This is a genomic window from Streptomyces sp. NPDC088923, assembly GCF_044749745.1.
In the GTDB taxonomy this organism is placed as follows: Bacteria; Actinomycetota; Actinomycetes; order Streptomycetales; family Streptomycetaceae; genus Streptomyces.
In genome coordinates, this window is record NZ_JBIVIO010000002.1 from 594,722 (window position 1) to 612,545 (window position 17,824).

17 protein-coding genes are annotated in these 17,824 nt (G+C 73.9%); 7 read left to right on the top strand and 10 right to left on the bottom strand.

Annotated elements, in window-relative coordinates; all coding sequences use genetic code 11:
* Window positions 1-147: 147 nt before the first annotated feature.
* On the bottom strand, window positions 148-816 hold the full coding sequence (locus ACIP4O_RS13875) for a response regulator (RefSeq protein ID WP_401574684.1): 669 nt from the start codon (window positions 814-816) through the stop codon (window positions 148-150).
* Window positions 813-1,994, bottom strand: a complete 1,182-nt coding sequence (locus tag ACIP4O_RS13880) for a sensor histidine kinase (RefSeq protein WP_401574685.1) — start codon at window positions 1,992-1,994, stop codon at window positions 813-815. Before ACIP4O_RS13880 ends, ACIP4O_RS13875 begins: the two co-directional genes overlap by 4 nt.
* Window positions 1,995-2,186: 192 nt before the next feature.
* On the opposite strand from ACIP4O_RS13880, the gene ACIP4O_RS13885 reads away from it, so the two are divergent.
* Both ACIP4O_RS13885 and ACIP4O_RS13890 read left to right on the top strand, forming a co-directional pair.
* The gene (locus ACIP4O_RS13885; protein WP_401574686.1) at window positions 2,187-2,750 is read left to right on the top strand and encodes a hypothetical protein; all 564 of its coding nucleotides are present in this window, start codon (window positions 2,187-2,189) and stop codon (window positions 2,748-2,750) included.
* A 109-nt stretch (window positions 2,751-2,859) separates the two neighbouring features.
* The gene (locus tag ACIP4O_RS13890) at window positions 2,860-3,297 is read left to right on the top strand and encodes a PPOX class F420-dependent oxidoreductase (protein ID WP_401574687.1); all 438 of its coding nucleotides are present in this window, start codon (window positions 2,860-2,862) and stop codon (window positions 3,295-3,297) included.
* 31 nt (window positions 3,298-3,328) lie between these two features.
* Here ACIP4O_RS13890 and ACIP4O_RS13895 read toward each other — a convergent pair whose 3' ends face one another.
* Entirely contained in the window at window positions 3,329-3,901 is a 573-nt protein-coding gene (locus tag ACIP4O_RS13895) for a cob(I)yrinic acid a,c-diamide adenosyltransferase (RefSeq protein WP_401574688.1), read from the bottom strand.
* Window positions 3,902-4,208: 307 nt separating this feature from the next.
* On the opposite strand from ACIP4O_RS13895, the gene ACIP4O_RS13900 reads away from it, so the two are divergent.
* The 3 genes from ACIP4O_RS13900 to ACIP4O_RS13910 all read left to right on the top strand — a co-directional run bounded on the left by ACIP4O_RS13900 (window position 4,209) and on the right by ACIP4O_RS13910 (window position 8,921).
* A complete protein-coding gene (locus ACIP4O_RS13900; protein ID WP_401574689.1) occupies window positions 4,209-5,057 on the top strand; it encodes a 3-hydroxyacyl-CoA dehydrogenase family protein in 849 nt (282 codons plus the stop codon).
* Between the two features lie 218 nt (window positions 5,058-5,275).
* A complete protein-coding gene (locus ACIP4O_RS13905; RefSeq protein ID WP_164291181.1) occupies window positions 5,276-5,578 on the top strand; it encodes an STAS domain-containing protein in 303 nt (100 codons plus the stop codon).
* A gap of 334 nt (window positions 5,579-5,912) precedes the next feature.
* Window positions 5,913-8,921, top strand: coding sequence for a hypothetical protein (locus tag ACIP4O_RS13910; RefSeq protein WP_401574690.1), 3,009 nt, complete (start codon window positions 5,913-5,915; stop codon window positions 8,919-8,921).
* A 483-nt stretch (window positions 8,922-9,404) separates the two neighbouring features.
* Here the strand turns inward: ACIP4O_RS13910 and nucS are convergent, their stop codons facing one another.
* Window positions 9,405-10,076 (bottom strand): endonuclease NucS, encoded by a 672-nt coding sequence (gene nucS / locus ACIP4O_RS13915; RefSeq protein WP_361331695.1) that lies wholly within the window; start codon window positions 10,074-10,076, stop codon window positions 9,405-9,407.
* Between the two features lie 211 nt (window positions 10,077-10,287).
* Here nucS and ACIP4O_RS13920 point away from each other — a divergent pair, with 211 nt between their 5' ends.
* Window positions 10,288-10,680, top strand: a complete 393-nt coding sequence (locus ACIP4O_RS13920; protein WP_164287592.1) for an SCO5389 family protein — start codon at window positions 10,288-10,290, stop codon at window positions 10,678-10,680.
* A gap of 154 nt (window positions 10,681-10,834) precedes the next feature.
* On the opposite strand, the gene ACIP4O_RS13925 is transcribed toward ACIP4O_RS13920, so the two are convergent.
* Window positions 10,835-11,866, bottom strand: a complete 1,032-nt coding sequence (locus ACIP4O_RS13925) for an LLM class flavin-dependent oxidoreductase (RefSeq protein ID WP_361331697.1) — start codon at window positions 11,864-11,866, stop codon at window positions 10,835-10,837.
* Between the two features lie 264 nt (window positions 11,867-12,130).
* Between ACIP4O_RS13925 and ACIP4O_RS13930 the strand changes: the two genes are divergently transcribed.
* Complete coding sequence (locus ACIP4O_RS13930) at window positions 12,131-12,460, top strand: ATP/GTP-binding protein (RefSeq protein ID WP_401574692.1); 330 nt, start codon at window positions 12,131-12,133, stop codon at window positions 12,458-12,460.
* A gap of 69 nt (window positions 12,461-12,529) precedes the next feature.
* Here the strand turns inward: ACIP4O_RS13930 and ACIP4O_RS13935 are convergent, their stop codons facing one another.
* The 5 genes from ACIP4O_RS13935 to ACIP4O_RS13955 all read right to left on the bottom strand — a co-directional run bounded on the left by ACIP4O_RS13935 (window position 12,530) and on the right by ACIP4O_RS13955 (window position 17,597).
* On the bottom strand, window positions 12,530-13,396 hold the full coding sequence (locus ACIP4O_RS13935; protein WP_401574693.1) for an ABC transporter permease subunit: 867 nt from the start codon (window positions 13,394-13,396) through the stop codon (window positions 12,530-12,532).
* A complete protein-coding gene (locus ACIP4O_RS13940; RefSeq protein WP_401574694.1) occupies window positions 13,393-14,520 on the bottom strand; it encodes an ABC transporter ATP-binding protein in 1,128 nt (375 codons plus the stop codon). Before ACIP4O_RS13940 ends, ACIP4O_RS13935 begins: the two co-directional genes overlap by 4 nt.
* Before the next feature lie 170 nt (window positions 14,521-14,690).
* A complete protein-coding gene (locus tag ACIP4O_RS13945) occupies window positions 14,691-15,461 on the bottom strand; it encodes an ABC transporter permease (protein ID WP_401574695.1) in 771 nt (256 codons plus the stop codon).
* 3 nt (window positions 15,462-15,464) lie between these two features.
* Window positions 15,465-16,469 (bottom strand): ABC transporter ATP-binding protein, encoded by a 1,005-nt coding sequence (locus ACIP4O_RS13950; protein ID WP_361331707.1) that lies wholly within the window; start codon window positions 16,467-16,469, stop codon window positions 15,465-15,467.
* Window positions 16,470-16,661: 192 nt separating this feature from the next.
* Window positions 16,662-17,597, bottom strand: a complete 936-nt coding sequence (locus tag ACIP4O_RS13955) for a cellulose-binding protein (protein ID WP_008745581.1) — start codon at window positions 17,595-17,597, stop codon at window positions 16,662-16,664.
* Between the last annotated feature and the right edge of the window lie 227 nt (window positions 17,598-17,824).

Genomic DNA, 17,824 nt, shown 5'->3' on the forward strand with positions numbered 1-17,824 from the left:
GGCCCCTCGGGGAAGGGGTGACATGTTCACCGCAGATGGGGGGAGCGTAGAAAGGTCTGGACCAGCGGTCAAGAGGTCTGGACCAAAAGTGGCCGAGCGGGGTACGGGGGCGCGGGGCCGGGGCCCGCGCCTCGCGCGGCGTCCCGCCTAAAGACCCAAGTCCCTGGCCAGGAGGGATGCTTGAAGGCGGTTGCGCAGCTCCAGCTTCGCGAGCAACCGGCTCACGTGGGATTTCACCGTGCCCTCGGCGACATCGATCCGCTCCGCGATCTCCGCGTTCCCGAGCCCCTCGCCGAGACAGCTCAGCACTTCCCGCTCACGGGGCGTGAGTCGCGCGAGGCCCTTCGGCGCGGACCGCTCCGGCCTCCTGCCGCCGCGTGCGAACTCCGCGAGGAGCCGACGTGTGACGGCGGGGTCCACGACGCCGTCCCCGGCGGCCACCCTCCGTACCGCGGCGACGAGTTCACCGGCCTCGGCGGTCTTGAGCAGGAAGCCGGCCGCGCCCGCGCGCAGCGCCCCGAAGACGTAGGCGTCGAGGTCGAAGGTCGTCAGGACGAGCACGTCGGCGAGCCCCTCGGCGACGATCGCGCGGGTCGCCGCGACCCCGTCGAGGCGCGGCATCCGTACGTCCATGAGGACGACGTCGGGCCGCAGGGCGCGGGTCAGCTCCAGCGCCTCCTCGCCGTCCGCCGCCTGACCCGCGACCTCGATGCCCGGCGCCCCGCGCAGGATCAGGGCGAGCCCGGCGCGCACGGAGGCGTGGTCCTCGGCGACGAGGACGCGCAGCGGTCGCGGGGGACGGGACGGGGTGGTCATCGGGTGGCCTCTTCCTGGGTGGGGAGGGTGGCGCGTACGGTCCACCGGGTGTCCTCGGGGCCCGCGCGGAAGGTCCCGTCGAGCAGTGCCGCGCGCTCGCTCATGCCGAGCAGCCCGGCCCCGGCGCCGGGCGCGCGGGACGCCGCGTCCGGGTCGCGCGGGCTCGTGACGTCGATACGCAGCAGCCCGTCCGCCTGCCGCAGGCGCACGCGCACCTCGCCGGGCGCCGCGTGCTTGAGCGCGTTCGTGACGGACTCCTGGACGATGCGGTACGCGGCGAGCTCGACCGGCGCGGCGAGCGGGACGCGTACCGGCTCCTCCTCCAGCCGGAACCGCAGCCCGTGCCGGGCGCCCTCCTCGTCCGCCTGCCGCAGGAGTGCGCCGATCCCCGAAAGGCGCGGTTCGGGGCCCGGCTCCTCGTCCTCCGCGCGCAGGACGTGGATGAGGCGCCGCATCTCGGTGAGCCCCGCGACGCTGTTCGCGCGGACGACACCGAGCGCCTCGCGGGAGAGCGCGGGGTCGTCGGCGGCGAGCGCGGCGGAGGAGTGCACGGCGATCGCGGAGAGGTGCCCGGCGACGATATCGTGCAACTCCCTTGCCATTCGGGCCCGTTCGGCCGCGAGCGCCTCCACGCGGTCGCGTTCGGCGAGCTGGGCGGTCCGCTCGGCGAGTAGCCGTGCCGCGCGCGCCTCCTCGCGGTGGCCCCGGACGACGGCGCCCGAGGAGGCGGGCAGGAAGCTCACGATGCCGAGGAACGCGCCGAGCAGCAGCGCCACCGGCTCGCGCAGCCACACGAGCAGCGCGGCCGTCCCGCCCAGCGTGACGAGTGCGGTCGCGCGCGGCAGCACGCGCGCCCAGCGCGACGGCCCGTACACGACGGCCGCGTAGACGAGGTCCGTGCCGAGCAGCACCGTCGCGAGCGAGCCGCTCGTGAACACGTCGGCGAGCACCGTCACGCACCCGGCGGCGAACCCGGCCCGCGGCAGCGTCCGCCGGTACAGCCCGGCGAGCGCCGCCACCGCGAGCGGGAGGAGCACCCACGCCCCGCCGAGCGGTCGTGCCCCGCCGTAACTCGCCACGCCGAGCGCCCACAGGAGCACCCCGCCCGCGAGCCCGGCCGCCGCGAGCAGCGCGTCATCGCGGTGGGGGCGGGGGAGGCGGTGGGGTGCGGGCGGCATGAGGCCATCACAGCACGACGTGCGCGGGGATACCTCGTTCCCGGGTCAGGTGCCCGCGCCCGGGAGACTGCGCCTTTCGTTGAGGCCGGAATCGGCACCGGGGCCGAGGCCGGGACGGCGGGCGGAGGCGAAGCTGGACGAACGAGCCCGGGGGAGATCCGGGGGAGATCCGGGGGAGAGAGGAGACGCGCCGTGATCATCACGTCGATCGTCGTGTGCGAGGTCGCCTTCTGGGTGCTGCTCGCGGCGGGGCTGCTGCTGCGGTACGCGGCGCACAGGCCCAGGGCCGGGGTCGCCGTGCTGCTCGTCGAGCCCCTGCTCGAAGTGGTGCTCCTCGCCGTGACCGCCTTCGACCTGCGCCGGGGCGCCGAGCCCTCCTGGACCCACGGCCTCGCGGCCCTCTACCTCGGCGGTACGGTCGCCTACGGCCGCTACACCCTGCGGTGGCTCGACGGCCACGCCCGCCATCGCCTCGCCGGCGGCCCGCGCCCGGCCGGGCCGCCCCGCCACGGCCGCGCCCGCGCCGCGCACGAGGTCCGCCTCTGGCTCCGTACCCTCCTTGCCGCCGCCCTCGCCTGCGGACTCCTCCAGCTCGCGATCCTCTACGTCGGCGGGGCGGAGGCCGCGGCACCGCTCCGCTCCTGGCAGTTCGTCGCCCTGCGCGCGCTCGGCATCCACGGCCTCATCGCGCTCTCGTACGTCGTGTGGCCCAAGCGCGCACCGGTCGGCAAAGCGGCTGGGGCGGAACGAAGTTGACTTCGGCGGCGTTGTGCCGGGTGCGGTCGCCGGGGTGCCTCGCGCGACCGCTGACCGGTGACCCGGCCTCGGGCGCCGGGCTCCACAGCGACCGAACGAAGGACCGCACATGCCCTCGAACGACGCCCGCAGCTCAGTCCTCGCGCTCCTCGGCGACGGTGGCCGGGGCGGCGTGCTCACCCTGAAGAAGGACGGCCGCCCCCAGGTCTCCACCGTCGACTTCGCCCACGACCCCGCGACGGGCCGTGTCCGCTTCTCCACCACCGACGACCGCGCCAAGGTCCGCAACCTGCGCCGCGACCCCCGCATCAGCCTCTACGTCACTCGCCCCGACGGCGGTGCCTACGGCGTCTACGAGGGCACCGCCTCGCTCACCCCCGTCGCCGCCGCCCCCGACGACGCGAGCGTGGAGGAACTCGTCGACCTCTACCGCGCCGTGCGCGGCGAGCACCCCGACTGGGACGAGTACCGCAGGGTCATGGTCGAGGACGGCCGCCTGGTCGTCTCCTTCACGATCGACCACGCCTACGGGTGGGGCGGCGTCTAGAGCCCGCGCCTTGGGTGGGGCGGGGCGGCGTCTAGCGCTCCCCGCCCGGCACCCACAGCACGTCCCCGCGCTCCGCGTTCGCCGCCCGCGCCAGGATGAAGAGCAGGTCGGAGAGGCGGTTGAGGTACGTCGCCGTGAGCGGGTTCATCGTCTCGCCGTATGCCTCCAGGGCCGCCCACGTCGAGCGTTCCGCGCGCCGTACCACCGTGCACGCCTGGTGCAGCAGCGCCGCGCCCGGGGTGCCGCCCGGGAGGATGAAGCTGTCGAGCTTCGGGAGCGGCGCGAGGAAGCGGTCGCAGTCCGCTTCGAGGCGGTCCACGTACGCCTGCTCGACGCGCAGCGGCGGGTGCGCGGGGTGCTCGACGACGGGCGTGCACAGGTCGGCGCCCACGTCGAAGAGGTCGTTCTGCACCCGCGTCAGGACCGCGGCGACCTCCGCGTCGAGCCGCCCGAGCGCGAGCGCCGTGCCGAGCGCGGCGTTCGCCTCGTTCGCGTCGGCGTAGGCGGCGATACGGGGATCGGTCTTGGCGGTACGCGACATGTCGCCGAGCGCCGTCGTGCCCTTGTCGCCGGTGCGCGTGTAGATACGGGTCAGATGGACCATGCGGCCAGCCTATCGGGGCCCTCGCGCAGGGGCCGGTCCGGGCGATTGTGTGATGTGTGTCCCGGGGGACGTGACGCGCATCTCTTCGGCGCCACCGGGCGCCGCAACGGCGCTAATCTCCGCCGGGGGCCGGTGACTGAACCGGCGTCACCGGCGGGGCGGCAGGGGCCCCCGCCGTCGGGGCGGCACGACCGCGCGGCGGACGCGCGCGGGCGGGACGCGCGCACGCCGGGACAGGACGGCCCGTCAACACAGCCGAAGAACACAGCCGAAGAACACAGCCGAATCAACACAAAGGGGTGCGGAAGTGGCAAAGAAGCTCGTCGTCGTCGGGGCCGGGCTCATGGGGTCCGGTATCGCGCAGGTCGCCGCGCAGGCCGGCTGGGAGGTGGCGCTGCGGGACGTGACGGACCAGGCGCTGACCCGGGGCACGGACGCCATCAAGGCCTCGTACGAGAGGTTCGTCTCGAAGGGCAAGCTCGCCGCCGACGACGCGGAGGCCGCGCTCGCGCGGATCACCACGACCACGGACCTCGACGTCGCCGCCGAGGCCGGGATCGTCGTCGAGGCCGTCTTCGAGAAGCTCGACGTCAAGCACGAGATCTTCCGCACCCTCGACGGCATCGTGAAGGACGAGACCGTCCTCGCGTCGAACACCTCCGCCATCCCGATCACCAAGATCGCCGCCGTCACCTCGCGCCCCGAGCGCGTCGTGGGCACGCACTTCTTCTCGCCGGTGCCGATGATGGCGCTCTGCGAGCTGGTGCGCGGGTACAAGACCAGCGACGAAACCCTCGCCCGCGCAAGGGAGTTCGCCGAGTCCGTCGGCAAGACCTGCATCGTCGTCAACCGTGACGTGGCCGGCTTCGTGACCACCCGGCTCATCACCGCGCTCGTCGTCGAGGCGGCCAAGCTGGAGGAGTCCGGCGTCGCGAGCGCCGAGGACATCGACCTCGCCTGCAAGCTCGGCTTCGGTCACGCGATGGGGCCGCTCGCCACCGCCGACCTCACGGGCGTCGACATCCTGCTGCACGCCGCCGACAACATCTACACGGAGTCGCAGGACGAGAAGTTCGCGGCGCCCGAGCAGATGCGCCGGATGGTGGACGCCGGTGACATCGGCCGCAAGAGCGGGCAGGGCTTCTACGAGCACTGACCTTCGCGGGGGCCTTCGCAGGGCCTTCGGGCGGCCTTTCGTACGGGCCTTCGGGTGCCGGGGGACGGCGGCGTCCCACGCGGACGCCGCCTCACCCTTCGGGGTGAATTCGGTATCGGTTCGCTCACAGGCGGCAACTTCTGTTCCGGGACGGCAGTCAGTTGCTGTGACATACAGGGACATGCCTTGGCTGACATGAACACATCGGGGAGCGGGTTATGCACATCAGGGGCGACCACAGCGAGCTGGTCGTCGGGGGCCGCCTCGATGTCCGCAGCGCGGCGGACGCCCGTTCGGTCCTGCACTCGGCCGTCGACGACGGGGTGGGGGATCTCGTGCTCGATCTCTCCGAGCTGGACTCCTGGGACGCGACGGGGCTCGGGGTGATCATGGGGGCGCACCGCAGGGCGGGGCGGTGCGGGCGGCGGCTCGTCCTGCGGGCGGTGCCGGCGCAGATGCAGAGGTTGCTGGTGGCGACGCGGCTGCACCGGATTCTGGCGATCGAGGCGGTGGCGCCGTAGGCGGGGCGGGGGTGTTGGTGCGGGCTCGCCGGGGGGTGACGTCGCGGGGCTCCGCCCCGGGCCCCGAGTTCGGGGCTCCGCCCCGGACCCCGCTCCTCAAACTCCCCCAGCCTTCGGCCGGGAGGTACCCCCAGAGGGGCTGGATGGTGGTGGCTGCATTGGAGGAGGGGCTGGATCGGTCGGCTGGGTTCTCTGGTGCGGGACCTTGGAATCCACACGAGACCGTGATGTACCCGCAGCTGTTCCGAGGGGCGGGGTCGGGAATACTGGCCTGAGGTTTTAGGGTGCCTTCGCTTACCGACGGTACAGACGCTTCTTGGGGGGCACAGGACCAATGGACGAGCGCGAGCCTGAGCTTCCGGCGACTGCCGCGGAGGCCATCGAGGCCGTGGAGGCCGCCGCCGACGCCGGTGGCGGGACGCCGTTCGACGCTTTCGGGGTAGGCGACGACGCCGAGGCGGACCCCGACCCCGGGGAGAGCGGAGTCGCCGACCTCCTCGCTCCCTTCGGCGACCCCCCCGCCGCCAAGGCACCGAAGGCGCCCGAGGTGCCCGGGGAGCCCATACCCGGCGACCGGAGCCCCGGCGACCAGAGCCCCGTCGTCCTGCCCAGCGGGCTGCCCAAGCGCGAGCCCGGACGCACCTCGGCGCCCAGGAGCGGCGGCCCGGCGCAGCGCGAGTCCGTCTTCGGTTCCGCGCCCGGGGAGACCTCGGCGCCCTCCTTCTTCGGCGCCGCGCCCGCCCCGCGCCCCGAGCCCGCGCCGCCCGCCCCCGAGCCCGTCGCCTCCGAGCCCGTACGGGACATGACCACGGCCCTGCGCCGGCGCCCCCGTCCCGTACGCGACCCGCTCGGCCCCGACTTCGGGCCCGCGCCCACCGGTCCCGCCAGGACCACCCGGATCGTCGCCGACGACCTGCTGCTCACCGTCAACCCGGTCGACGGCTCCGAGGTCACCCTCTGCCCGCCCGGCGAACTCCCGGACCGCCCCGCCAAGCGCGGCCCCGCCGTCCGTGCCGAGCGCTCCCGCGCCGCCCGCCCGCCGCTGCCCAGCGGGCCCACCGACGGGCCCGGGCGGCTCCTGGAGCGTACGGAGGTGCGCGAGCGGATCACGCGACTGCTCGCCCGCGGCCGTTCCGTACGGCTCACGGGGCCCGGCGGCAGCGGCAAGAGCGCGCTGCTCGCCGAACTCGTCGACGCCTGCGCCGACCTCGCCCCGGACGGCGTGGTGCTGCTCAGTGGGCGCGGCCGTACCCCCGTCGACCTCCTCGGTGACCTCGCCACCGAGGTCTTCGAACTCACCCGCCACCGCCCGGGCCCCGCCCTCCTGCGCGAACTGCTCGCCGAGATCGGCGCCGTCGTGATCGTCGACGACCTGGAGTTCGGCGCCGCCGCGCTCGACGAGATCCTCGACGCGACCCCTGAGTGCGCCTTCCTCGTCGCCACCACGCCCGACACCCCCGCCCCCTCCGCCGAGGCCCGTCTGGAGGAGATCACCCTCTCCGGGGTCGCGCGCTCCGGCGGCCTCGCCCTCCTGGAGCGGGCCGTGGGCCGCCCGCTCACCGAGGAGGAGGCCAACTGGGCGGGCGACCTGTGGTTCGAGTCCGAGGGCCTCCCGCTGCGCTTCGTCCAGGCCGGGGCCCTGCTCCAGCAGCGCGACCGTCTCGTGGCCGGGGCCGAGCCGGACGGCGACGAGGACTTCGCGTTCTTCGCCGACACCCAGGCCGACCCCGCCCGCCCGGGCCCCGAGGGCGAGATCCCGCTGCCGACCCTCGCCGAGGGCGCGGCGCCCGCCGCGGCGCTCGCCGCCCGGCTCAGCGAGGCGGCCCGCGAGACCCTGCGGTACGCGGTCGCGCTCGGCGGCGAACTCCCGCACCCCGCCCACCTGCCCGCGCTCACCGGCGACACCCACGCCGACGCCGCCCTCGCCGAACTCACGGCCACCGTCCTCGTCACCCCGGCCGGCAGCGGCCACCGCCTCGCCACCGGCGTCCTCGTCCAGCTGGAGGCCGCCGGGTACGCGGAGGACGCCCCCGCGCGCGCCGACGCCGTCGCCCGGCACTACGCCTGGTGGGCCGCCCACCCCTCCGTGACCCCCGAGCGGGTCGCCGCCGAGGCCGAGGCGGTGCTCGCCGCGCTCGCCGCCTGCGTCGCGGAACCCCTCCCGCCCGTCGAGGACGAGGGCGGCGAGGACGACGCGGGCGCCGCCGTCCTCCTCGCCCGCGCCGTCGCACCCGCCTTCGCCGCCGCTCTGCGCTGGGGCGCCTGGGACCGCGTCCTGCGCCACGGGCAGGACGCCGCCCGGCGCGCGGGACGGGTCGCCGACGAGGCCTACTTCCACCACGAACTCGGCGTCCTCGCGCTGTGCGAGGACCGGCCCGAGGCGGCCCGCGCCGAACTGGAGTCCGCGATCGGGCTGCGCGGCGCGCTCTCCGACCGGCGCGGCACCCTCGCGGGCCGCCGCACCCTCGCCCTCGCCGACGACCGGGCGGGCATGCCGCAGCGCCCGGACGTCGAGGAGGGCGACCCCGACGTCGTACCGCGGCCGCCCGAGGCGGCGACGGCGGCGACGGCGGTCGTCGCCCAGCTTCCCGGCGCCTTCACCAGCGCGCCGGACCCCCTCTTCGACCCGCGGGCCGAGACCGAGGTCTTCCCGCGCCAGGACCCGGCGCCGCGCGCGAGCGAGCCGAAGGGCGGAGTGCGGCGCTCGGCCCTCAAGGGGAGCCGCCGCAACCTCGTCGCGGCAGGCGCCGGGGCGCTCCTCGTCGCCGTGCTCGGCACCGTCGTCACCCTCGGCACGCTCTCCGACAACGAGGACGCCCCCGCCGACCGCGTCACCACCGAGCACTCCGCGAGCACCGACGACGACGGCGACGGCCTCAGCGCCGACACCCCGCCCGACGAGTCGGGCTCCACCACGGACCGTCCGGCCCCCACGCCCTCGGCGACCGACCCGGGCGAGGACGGAGTCCTCGGCACAGCGGACGACCCGGCACCCTCCACGACGGCGAGCGAGTCGCCCGGCTCCTCGGCCTCCGCGCCCGACGACGACAAGGAGTCGAAGCCGGGCTCGAAGCCGAGCGCGTCGCACAAGCCCGGCGGCTCGAAGCCGAGCGACCCCTCGAAGTCGCCGGCCGACCCCAGCCACTCCGCCTCCGGCTCCCCCACCCCGGACGACCCGGGCGACTCGGGCGAGCCCACCGACGACCCCACCGAACCGACCGATCCCACCGACCCGGGCGACAGCGATCCCTCCGAGCCCGAGACGAGCAACTCCGCGAGCGACCCGGTCGCGAGCGTCACGGCGGGGGACCCGGAGAGCTCGCAGGCGGCCGGGGTCGCGTAACCCGCGTACGAGTACCACGGGCTGGACCACGCTCCGCGGGACGGCGGACACGACGAGGCCCGCCGGGCGCAGAGACCTTCGTCCACCACGGCGGCTTGCCGAACCACGCGGGCCCGTGCGGGAAGACCCCTTCGACGCCGCTTCGGCGGACGACCGCCACACACGGTGAGCGCCCGGTGGTGCGCGGCGCGTGAGCGCGTGCCGGGTTCCTCCTGGTACGGGGCCCGGGCAGGCGCGTGATTTGGCCGAACCCACACAGTCGCATGGCATATGCCAAGGGCTCCGCGGTGCGGTGATCCGGCGGGAGCCGGGAGGGAGCGGGGCCAGGAGGGGGTCGGGCGGGAGCGCGGGCGGGTGCGGGGCCGGTGGCGGTACGGACCGGGGCGGCCTCCGGCGTGCGGTGCGGGCCGACCCGGCCTCCGGCGTGGCGTGCGGACTGCCTCGGTGGGGAGACGCTCCGCCCGCCCCCGTACCGCCGTCGCGTCAGAACAGGCGCAGCTTGTCGTCCTCGATGCCGCGCAGCGCGTCGTAGTCGAGGATCGCGCAGTCGATGCCGCGGTCCGTCGCGAGGACACGGGCCTGCGGTTTGATCTCCTGAGCGGCGAAGATGCCGCGCACGGGGGCCAAGTGGGGGTCGCGGTTGAGGAGTTCCAGGTAGCGCGTGAGCTGTTCGACACCGTCGATGCCGCCCTGGCGCTTCATCTCGATCGCGACCGTTTGGCCCTTGCCGTCCCGGCACAGGATGTCGACCGGGCCGATCGCCGTCATGTACTCGCGGCGGATGAGCGTGTAGCCCTCGCCGAGGGTGTCCAGGCGGTCGGCGAGGAGTTCCTGGAGGTGCGCCTCGACGCCGTCCTTGATGAGGCCCGGGTCGACGCCCAGCTCGTGGGAGGAGTCGTGCAGGACCTCCGCCATCGTGATCACGAGCTTCTCGCCGCCCTTGTTGATCACCGTCCATACCGGAGTGCCCTCGGCCTCGCCCTCCTTGAGGGTGCACGGCGGGGACATCCAGTTCAGGGGCTTGTACGCCCGGTCGTCCGCGTGGATCGAGACGCTGCCGTCCGCCTTCACGAGGATCAGCCGGGGCGCGAGGGGGAGGTGGGCGGTGAGCCGCCCCGCGTAGTCCACGGAGCAACGGGCGATGACAAGGCGCATGGTCCGCAACGCTATCCGACCCGGACCCGTGCTCGCGATCCGCCCCGAAACCGGGGCCCCGCGGTGGCCGGTTGTGTGCGCGCACGCCTGGTGTGCCCCCGGAGCCGTGCATAACGTGTTGGCAGGAGGTCGCGACACGAGCACGCTGCGTGTCCGGGCCTCCCGCCCTGTCCGTGGACCCCCGCCGCTCGGGGGTGCGAGAGGAGTACCCATGTCGCTCGACGTCTCACCGGCACTGTTGGCACAGGCCGAGCGAGGCGAGGTGGACGAGGCCGAGTTCGTCGACTGCGTCCGGACCTCGCTGCCCTACGCCTGGGAGATGATCAGCTCCCTGGTGGCTCAGCTGAAGGTGGACGGAGGGGACTTCGCCGACAACCAGACGCCGCCGCCCAGCGAGAAGGAGCGCGGCCAGCTCCTGCGCGCACTCGCCAGCGATGCCATCAGGGGCGCGCTCCAGCGCCACTTCGGTGTCCGCCTCGCCTTCCAGAACTGCCACCGGGTCGCGGTCTTCCCCCTCGACCCCGCCGTCGACGAACGGCTCACGCGCTTCACCTCGGTCCGCGCCCAGCTCCTCAACCAGTCCCCGGAGCTGCGCGACTGCTGACCGCGTCCCGTTCTCCCGCCGCGTCGGGGGACGCTCCGTCCCCCGACGTAGCCGGAACTCATCAGTCCGTCGCCCCGCGTCCGTCTGTTTTCAGGCCACGTGGAGCACGCTTCCTACGTCACCCGGAGCCCGCGTGCCGCCCGTGCCGCTCCGCTCAGTCCAGCAACGGCAGCAGCTCAGCCCCCGCCCGTCGCAGGTTCGCCTCCGTCGTCGCGAGATCGCCCGAGCCCTCGGCGAGGAGCGCGAAGCGCGTGATCCCGGTGCGCTCCGCCGTCGCCGCGAGCCGCCGCGCGGCCGTCTCGGGGGTGCCGACCGGGTGGATGCCGCACAGGAATTCGGTGTACGCGACCGGGTCCCGCATCCGCCGCTGCCTGCCATCCACCGTGACGTGGGCGCCGAGCCCCTCGCGGAACCACTCCGGCATCGCCTTGACGAGCGTGTCGCGGGCCTCGGCGTCGCGGTCCGCGAGCTGGAGCACCCCGGCGCTGATGTGCGCGGCGGCGGCGATCCGCTCGGGGTCGAGCCCGGCCGCGCGCGCCTCGGCGCGCCACAACGCGACCATCGACGCCTTCTCCTCGTCCCGCGCGTGCATCCCGAGCAGCATCGGCAGGCCGCGCCGCGCGGCGAGCCGTACGGTGCCGGGCGAGGTGCACGCGACGACGACCTCGGGCCCCGGCTGCCCGGGCAGCAGCGCCTGCGCGGGGCGCGGCACGACGCTCACCTCGCGGAAGGCGTAGCGCTCGCCGCTCGCGCCGACCCGGCCCTCGCGCAGCCAGCGCAGGAGCAGGTCCAGGGATTCGGGGAAGTGCCGCTCGAAGGCGTCGAGCCCGGCGCCGAAGACCTCCAGGTCCACCCACGGCCCGCCCCGTCCGACCCCGAGCGAGAACCGCCCCTCGGCCGCGAGGTGCAGGAGCGCCGCCTGCTCGCCGAGCGCGACCGGGTGCGCGGTCGGCAGCACGCTCACCGCCGTGCCCACGCGCAGCCGCCGGGTGCGGCCGAGCAGCAGCGCGGCGAGCGTGACCGCCGAGGGGCAGGTGCCGTACGGCACGAAGTGGTGCTCCGCGAGCCAGACCGAGTCGAAGCCGGCCTCCTCCGCCACCTCGGCCGAGCGCACCGCGCGGTGCAGCGCCTCTCCGTGGCCCTGGCCCGGGTACTGCCCCGCCAGGACGAAACTCCCTATCCGCATGAGCCGTTGACGCCTCCTTCGTGCCGAACGGGCCGGATCGCCCGCTGACGGCAACAACGCCTGACACGTGCCAAGGGCACGGCTTGGCGGGAGGATTGGCGGATTGTCCGGGAAGCGGGCGGAGCGGGAGCCGCTTGTCTCGGGGCGAAGCCCGGGGGCGGTACGCGGCGGCCCCGGCGTGCGCCCCCGGCGCGCGGTGCCCTCGCGGGCGCGCGCGTACGCTGGACGGTATTCCCGTCCGGCCGCCGCCTGAGAGGTGTTTCAGTGTCCCCCCGCCGCAACCGCCCCAAGGGAGCCTCCGGCTCCGGCCAGCGGGCCGACGAGGACCCGGGCAACCGCTACGGGCTGCACCAGACCGAGTCCTGGCAGGGCGAGGAGTGGTCGGTGCGGCACGTCGCGGGCGCGAGCGCCGCCGGCAAGACGTACCGCTGCCCCGGCTGCGATCAGGAGATCCCCTCGGGCGTTCCGCACGTCGTCGCCTGGTCCGAGTACTCGGGCGTCGACGAGCGTCGGCACTGGCACAAGGCGTGCTGGAACGCCCGCGACCGCCGGGCGACGCGCGTCCAGCGCTCGCGCAACGCGCCCCGGTACTGAAGCCGAGCCGCCGAAGCCCTGCCGCCGAACCCCCGCTACTGAAGCCCCGCTGCTGAAGCGGGGCCCCGGTCACACGTCCCGCCGGTGCAGCACCGCGAAAGCGCAGCCGACGACCGCCGCCGTGAGGACGACGAGGAGGCCGAGCTGGGGGAGCCCGTTGCCGTCCTGGTCGGGGGTGAGCAGCAGCGAGAGGGCGCTCGGCGCGCTGTACTCCATCATCTTCTGCCCGAAGCCCTTCGTCGACTCGATGCTGACGAGGAAGAGGGGCAGGATCGTCGGCAGGAAGTACACGCCGAGCATCGTCGCGATCGCGCCCGCCGAGTGCCGCAGCATCGTCCCCACCGCGAGCGCGAACACCCCGAGCAGCGAGACGTAGAGGCTCGCGAGGAGCGCGGGCCGCCCCCAGTGCAGGTCCGAGCCGTCCGGGACGAAGGGCGCGCTCGCGGTCGAGACGATCCCCGTCGAGACGAGCACGGCGACGAAGCCGATCGCCGAGAAGACGAGGAACTTCGCGGCGAGCACCCGGTGCCGCTGCGGCGCGGCGGTCAGGGTCGGGCGGATGAGCCCGGTCCCGTACTCGGAGGAGATGACGAGGACGCCGAGGGTCAGCAGGCAGATCGTGCCGAGCAGCAGACCGGGGAAGGCGAAGAGCGTCACGCGGTCCTCGGAGCCCATGTGATCGCCGACGGTGGCGGCGAAGGCGAGCCCGACGCCGACGACGAGCAGCACGAAGACGCCGAGGGTCCAGAGCGTCGAGCGCACGCTGCGGATCTTCGTCCACTCGGCGCGCAGCGCGTGCCCGAGGTGCGCGCGCACGATCGGGATGGGCGACTCGTACGGTGCGGGGACGGCGGACGAGCCGGCGGAGACGTACGGGGCGGGCGTGGCGGGGGCGGGACTGGCGGCGGGGGCGGGCTGCGGCTGCGGGGTGCTCATCGGGCTTCCTCGTGCTCCTGGGCGGCGCCCGGCACGGCGTCGGCGGTCCGGGCGTCGGCGGTCCGGGGGTCGGCGGTCCAGGCGTCGGCGGTACGGGGATACGGGGTGTGCGGGGCGTACCAGCCGGGCTGGCCGGCGCCGGGCTCGGTGGGCTCGGCGGGCTTCGCGCCGAAGGGGTCGGGCTCCTCGAAGCCTTCGAGGGAGTCGGCCGTCGAGCGGTAGTCCACCTCGGTCTGCGTCAGGCGCATGTACGCCTCCTCCAGCGAGGCGTGGTGGGGCGACAGCTCCCACAGCCGCACCCGTTCCCCGTGCGCGAGGTCGCTGATGGCCGGGAGGGCGAGCCCCGTGACGCGCAGCGCCCCGTCCGGCTCGGGCAGCACCTGCCCGCCCGCCTTACGCAGCAGGCCGGCGAGCCGCTCCGCCTCGCCGTGGGCGTCGTCCGGGACCCGTATCCGCGCGAAGTCCGTGGCGTTGCGCGCGATGAAGTCGCGCACGCTCATGTCAGCGAGGAGCCGGCCGCGCCCGATGACGACGAGGTGGTCCGCCGTGAGCGCCATCTCGCTCATGAGGTGCGAGGAGACGAAGACGGTACGGCCCTCGGCGGCGAGCGCCCGCATGAGACGGCGTACCCACAGGATGCCCTCGGGGTCGAGGCCGTTGACCGGCTCGTCGAAGAGGAGGACGCGGGGGTCGCCGAGGAGCGCGGCGGCGATGCCGAGGCGCTGCCCCATGCCGAGCGAGAAGCCACCGGCCGGGTGCTTCGCGACGTCCTGGAGGCCGACGACGCCGAGCACCTCGTCGACCCGGCGGGCCGGGATGCCGGAGAGCTGGGCGAGCGAGAGGAGGTGGTTGCGCGCGGTACGGCCCTTGTGCACCGCCTTCGCGTCGAGCAGCGCGCCGACCTCGCGCGGCGCGTTGGCGAGCAGGCGGAAGGGGACGCCGCCGACGGTGACGTCCCCGGCCGAGGGCTGCTCCAGGCCGAGGATGAGCCGCATCGTCGTGGACTTGCCCGAGCCGTTGGGCCCGAGGAAGCCGGTGACCACCCCGGGCCGCACGGTGAAGCTGAGGTCGTCCACGGCCTTCTTCGCGCCGTACCACTTGCTGAGGCCCCTCGCCTCGATCATCCGCGCACCCGTCCTCGCCCGTCCGTGTCCCGCCCCCGCATGGGTGAGGAGGCTATCGGGCCCCCGGCGGTTCCCGCCAAGACGAGGCAGAGGAAAAGCGGCGGGCCCCTCTGCGGGCCCCGCCGGCCGCGTCAGGCGCCCGCCGGCCGCGTCAGGCGCCCCCGGCCGCGTCAGGCGTCCCGGTGGCGCAGCAGCGCGTATCCGACGAGCAGGGCGGCGGCGACCCAGGCGACCATGATGAGGAGCCCGCCCCAGGGGCCGTACGGGGTGTCGTCGTGCAGCGGCGGCACGACCTCCATGATCTTCGTGCCCGCCTGGTCGGGGAGGTACTGGCCGACCTTCTTCGTCGCGTCCACGTTGCCGAGGATGTTCGAGATGATGAAGAAGAACGGCATGAGGATGCCGAGCGAGAGCAGCGGGCTGCGCAGCATCGCCGCGATCCCCATCGAGAACATCGCGATGAGCGTCATGTAGAGCGCCGCGCCGAAGACCGCGCGCAGCACGCCCGGATCGCCGATCGAGGCCCCGTGGTCGCCGAGGATCAGCTGCCCGACGAAGAACGACACGAAGGCCGTGATCAGGCCGACGACGAAGGCGAGCACCGTCGCGACGGCGACCTTCGAGAAGAAGAAGACGCCCCGGCGGGGCACGGCCGCGAGCGAGGTGCGGATCATCCCCGTCGAGTACTCGTTGGAGACGACGAGCACGCCGAAGACGATCATCGCGAGCTGGCCGAGACCCATCCCCGCGAAGCTGATGAAGGTGGGGTCGAAGGTGATCCTGTCCTCGCGGCTCATCGAGTCGAAGTCGTTGCTGGTCACGACGCTGATGAGCACGCCGAGGCCGAGGGTGACGACGAAGGCGAGACCGAGGGTCCACACGGTCGAGGCGACGGAGCGGACCTTCGTCCACTCCGAGTGGAGTACTTGTGACACGGCCATCGCTCAGTTGCCCTTCCGGTCCCGGTTCTCGCCCCAGCCCTGTCCACCCGCCGGGGGCGGGGGCGGGGGCTCGGCGCCGGGCGGGACCACGGCGGGGCCCGCTCCGGTGTGTGCGTGGTACTCGACCGTCTGGGCCGTGAGCTGCATGAACGCGTCCTCCAGGGAGGCCGACTGCGGGCTCAGCTCGTGCAGGACGAGGCCGTGCCGGTGGGCCAGCTCGCCGAGGCGCGCCGGGTCGGCGTGATCCGCCTCCAGCGAGCCCTCCGCGCCCTCGGTCACCGAGACGCCCTCCTGCCGCAGCACGTCGAGGAGGCGTTCGCGCTCGGGGGAGCGGAGCCGGACGTACGTCCGCGAGTTGTCCCGGATGAAATCGGCCATCGAGGTGTCGGCGAGGAGCCTGCCCCGGCCGATGACCACGAGGTGCTCCGCCGTCAGGGCCATCTCGCTCATGAGGTGCGAGGAGACGAAGACGGTACGGCCCTGGTGGGCGAGCGAGCGCATCAGGTTCCTGATCCAGTGGATGCCCTCGGGGTCGAGGCCGTTCACCGGCTCGTCGAACATGAGGATGCGCGGGTCGCCGAGGAGCGCGCCCGCGATGCCGAGGCGCTGTCCCATACCGAGCGAGAAGCCCTTCGCGCGCTTCTTCGCGACGGGCGTCAATCCCACGACGTCCAGGACCTCGTCCACGCGCCCGGCCGGGATGCCGTTCGACTGGGCCAGGCACAACAGGTGGTTGCGGGCGCTGCGGCCGCCGTGCATCGCCTTCGCGTCGAGCAGCGCGCCGACCTGCGTGAGCGGCTCGTCGAGCGCGGCGTACGGCTTGCCGTCGATGAGCACCCGGCCCCGTGTCGGCTTGTCCAGACCGAGCATCATGCGCATGGTGGTCGACTTGCCCGAGCCGTTGGGGCCGAGGAAGCCGGTCACCACGCCCGGGCGGACGGTGAAAGACAGGTCGTCCACGGCGAGTTTGTCGCCGTAGCGTTTCGTCAGCGCTGAGACCTCGATCATGTGTCCACGCTAACGAAGTCCCCGCGCGAACGCCCGGCGGCAGGCGCACGGGACGGACTCGGCTCCGTAACGGAAAGCGGAAGACCGCCCAACGGTACGGGAACACCGGACACCGTCCTGCGGGAACCGGGCGGAGGCATTCCGCCTCCGCCCGGTCCTTTGGTCGTTCACCCCGCCCGAGGTGGTGTCGCGTCAGCGGGACTGCTGGGCCGGGACACCCCGCGTGACCGTCTCGTCCTCGGCGGGCGCGCCCGCCGCGGCGACGGCCGCACCGGTGAGCGTGGCGAGCATCTCGCGCACGTTGGTGAGCTGCGCGTTGATCGAGTCGCGGCGGTTGGTGAGGGCCGCGAGCTCGCGCTCGGACTCGCTGCGGATGCGGTCGGCCTTCGCGTTGGCGTCCGCGACGATGTCCTCGGCCTGGCGCTGGGCCGTCTCGATCGTCTGGCGCGAGCGGCGCTCGGCGTCGGTGCGGAGCTTCTCGGCCTCCAGGCGGAGCTGCTCGGCGCGGTGCTCGATCTCCGCGAGGCGCTTCTCGGCCTTCGCCTGACGCGAGGCGAGGTCGCGCTCGGACTGCTCGCGGCGCTTGGCGAGATTCGTCTCGAAGTCGGCGGCGGCCTGCGCGGCCTTGGCGCGGGTCTCCTCGAAGAGGGCGTCCGCCTCCTCACGCTTCGACTGCGCGTCCTTCTGCGCCTCGGCACGCAGGTTGCCGGCCTCGCCCTTGGCCTTCTCGACGATCCGGACGCCCTCGTCCTCCGCCTTCGCCTTGCGCTCGGAGGCGTAGGACTCGGCGTCGTTGCGCACCTGCTGCGCCGCGGACTCGGCCAGCTCCCGGTGCTGCTCGGCGGCCCGGCGGGCCTCCTCGCGCAGGTCCTTCGCCTCTTCCTCGGCGAGCCGCAGGATCTTCTCGACCCGGGCACCGAGGCCCGCGTACGAGGGCTCCGCGTCACTCACCTGCGCCTGGGCGTTCTGCGTTTCGAGGTGCAGCTCCTCGATCCGCTTCTCCAGGGCGGTGATGCGGTTCAGCGCGCTGTCACGGTCGGAGACGAGCTTCGAGATGCGTTCGTCCACCTGAGCGCGGTCGTACCCACGCCGCACAAGCTCGAAGCCGTAGGGGGAAGTGTCGCTCATGGGGTTCCTGTCGAAAGAGACCGGTGAGGTGATAGGGGGAATCCTAGGGGTCGGGGCGGCGTGTCATCGAGTAAATGCCCGTTTGATCTGGAGAATGCCACCCCTTTTGTGCGCACGTGGATCGTTTTCTTCCGATCCGCCGTCAACACAGCGCCCACACAGGACGACTGACTGGTCGTCGTCACCGGGAACACCGTCCCTCCGGCTCGCACACCAGCGGCACTCCC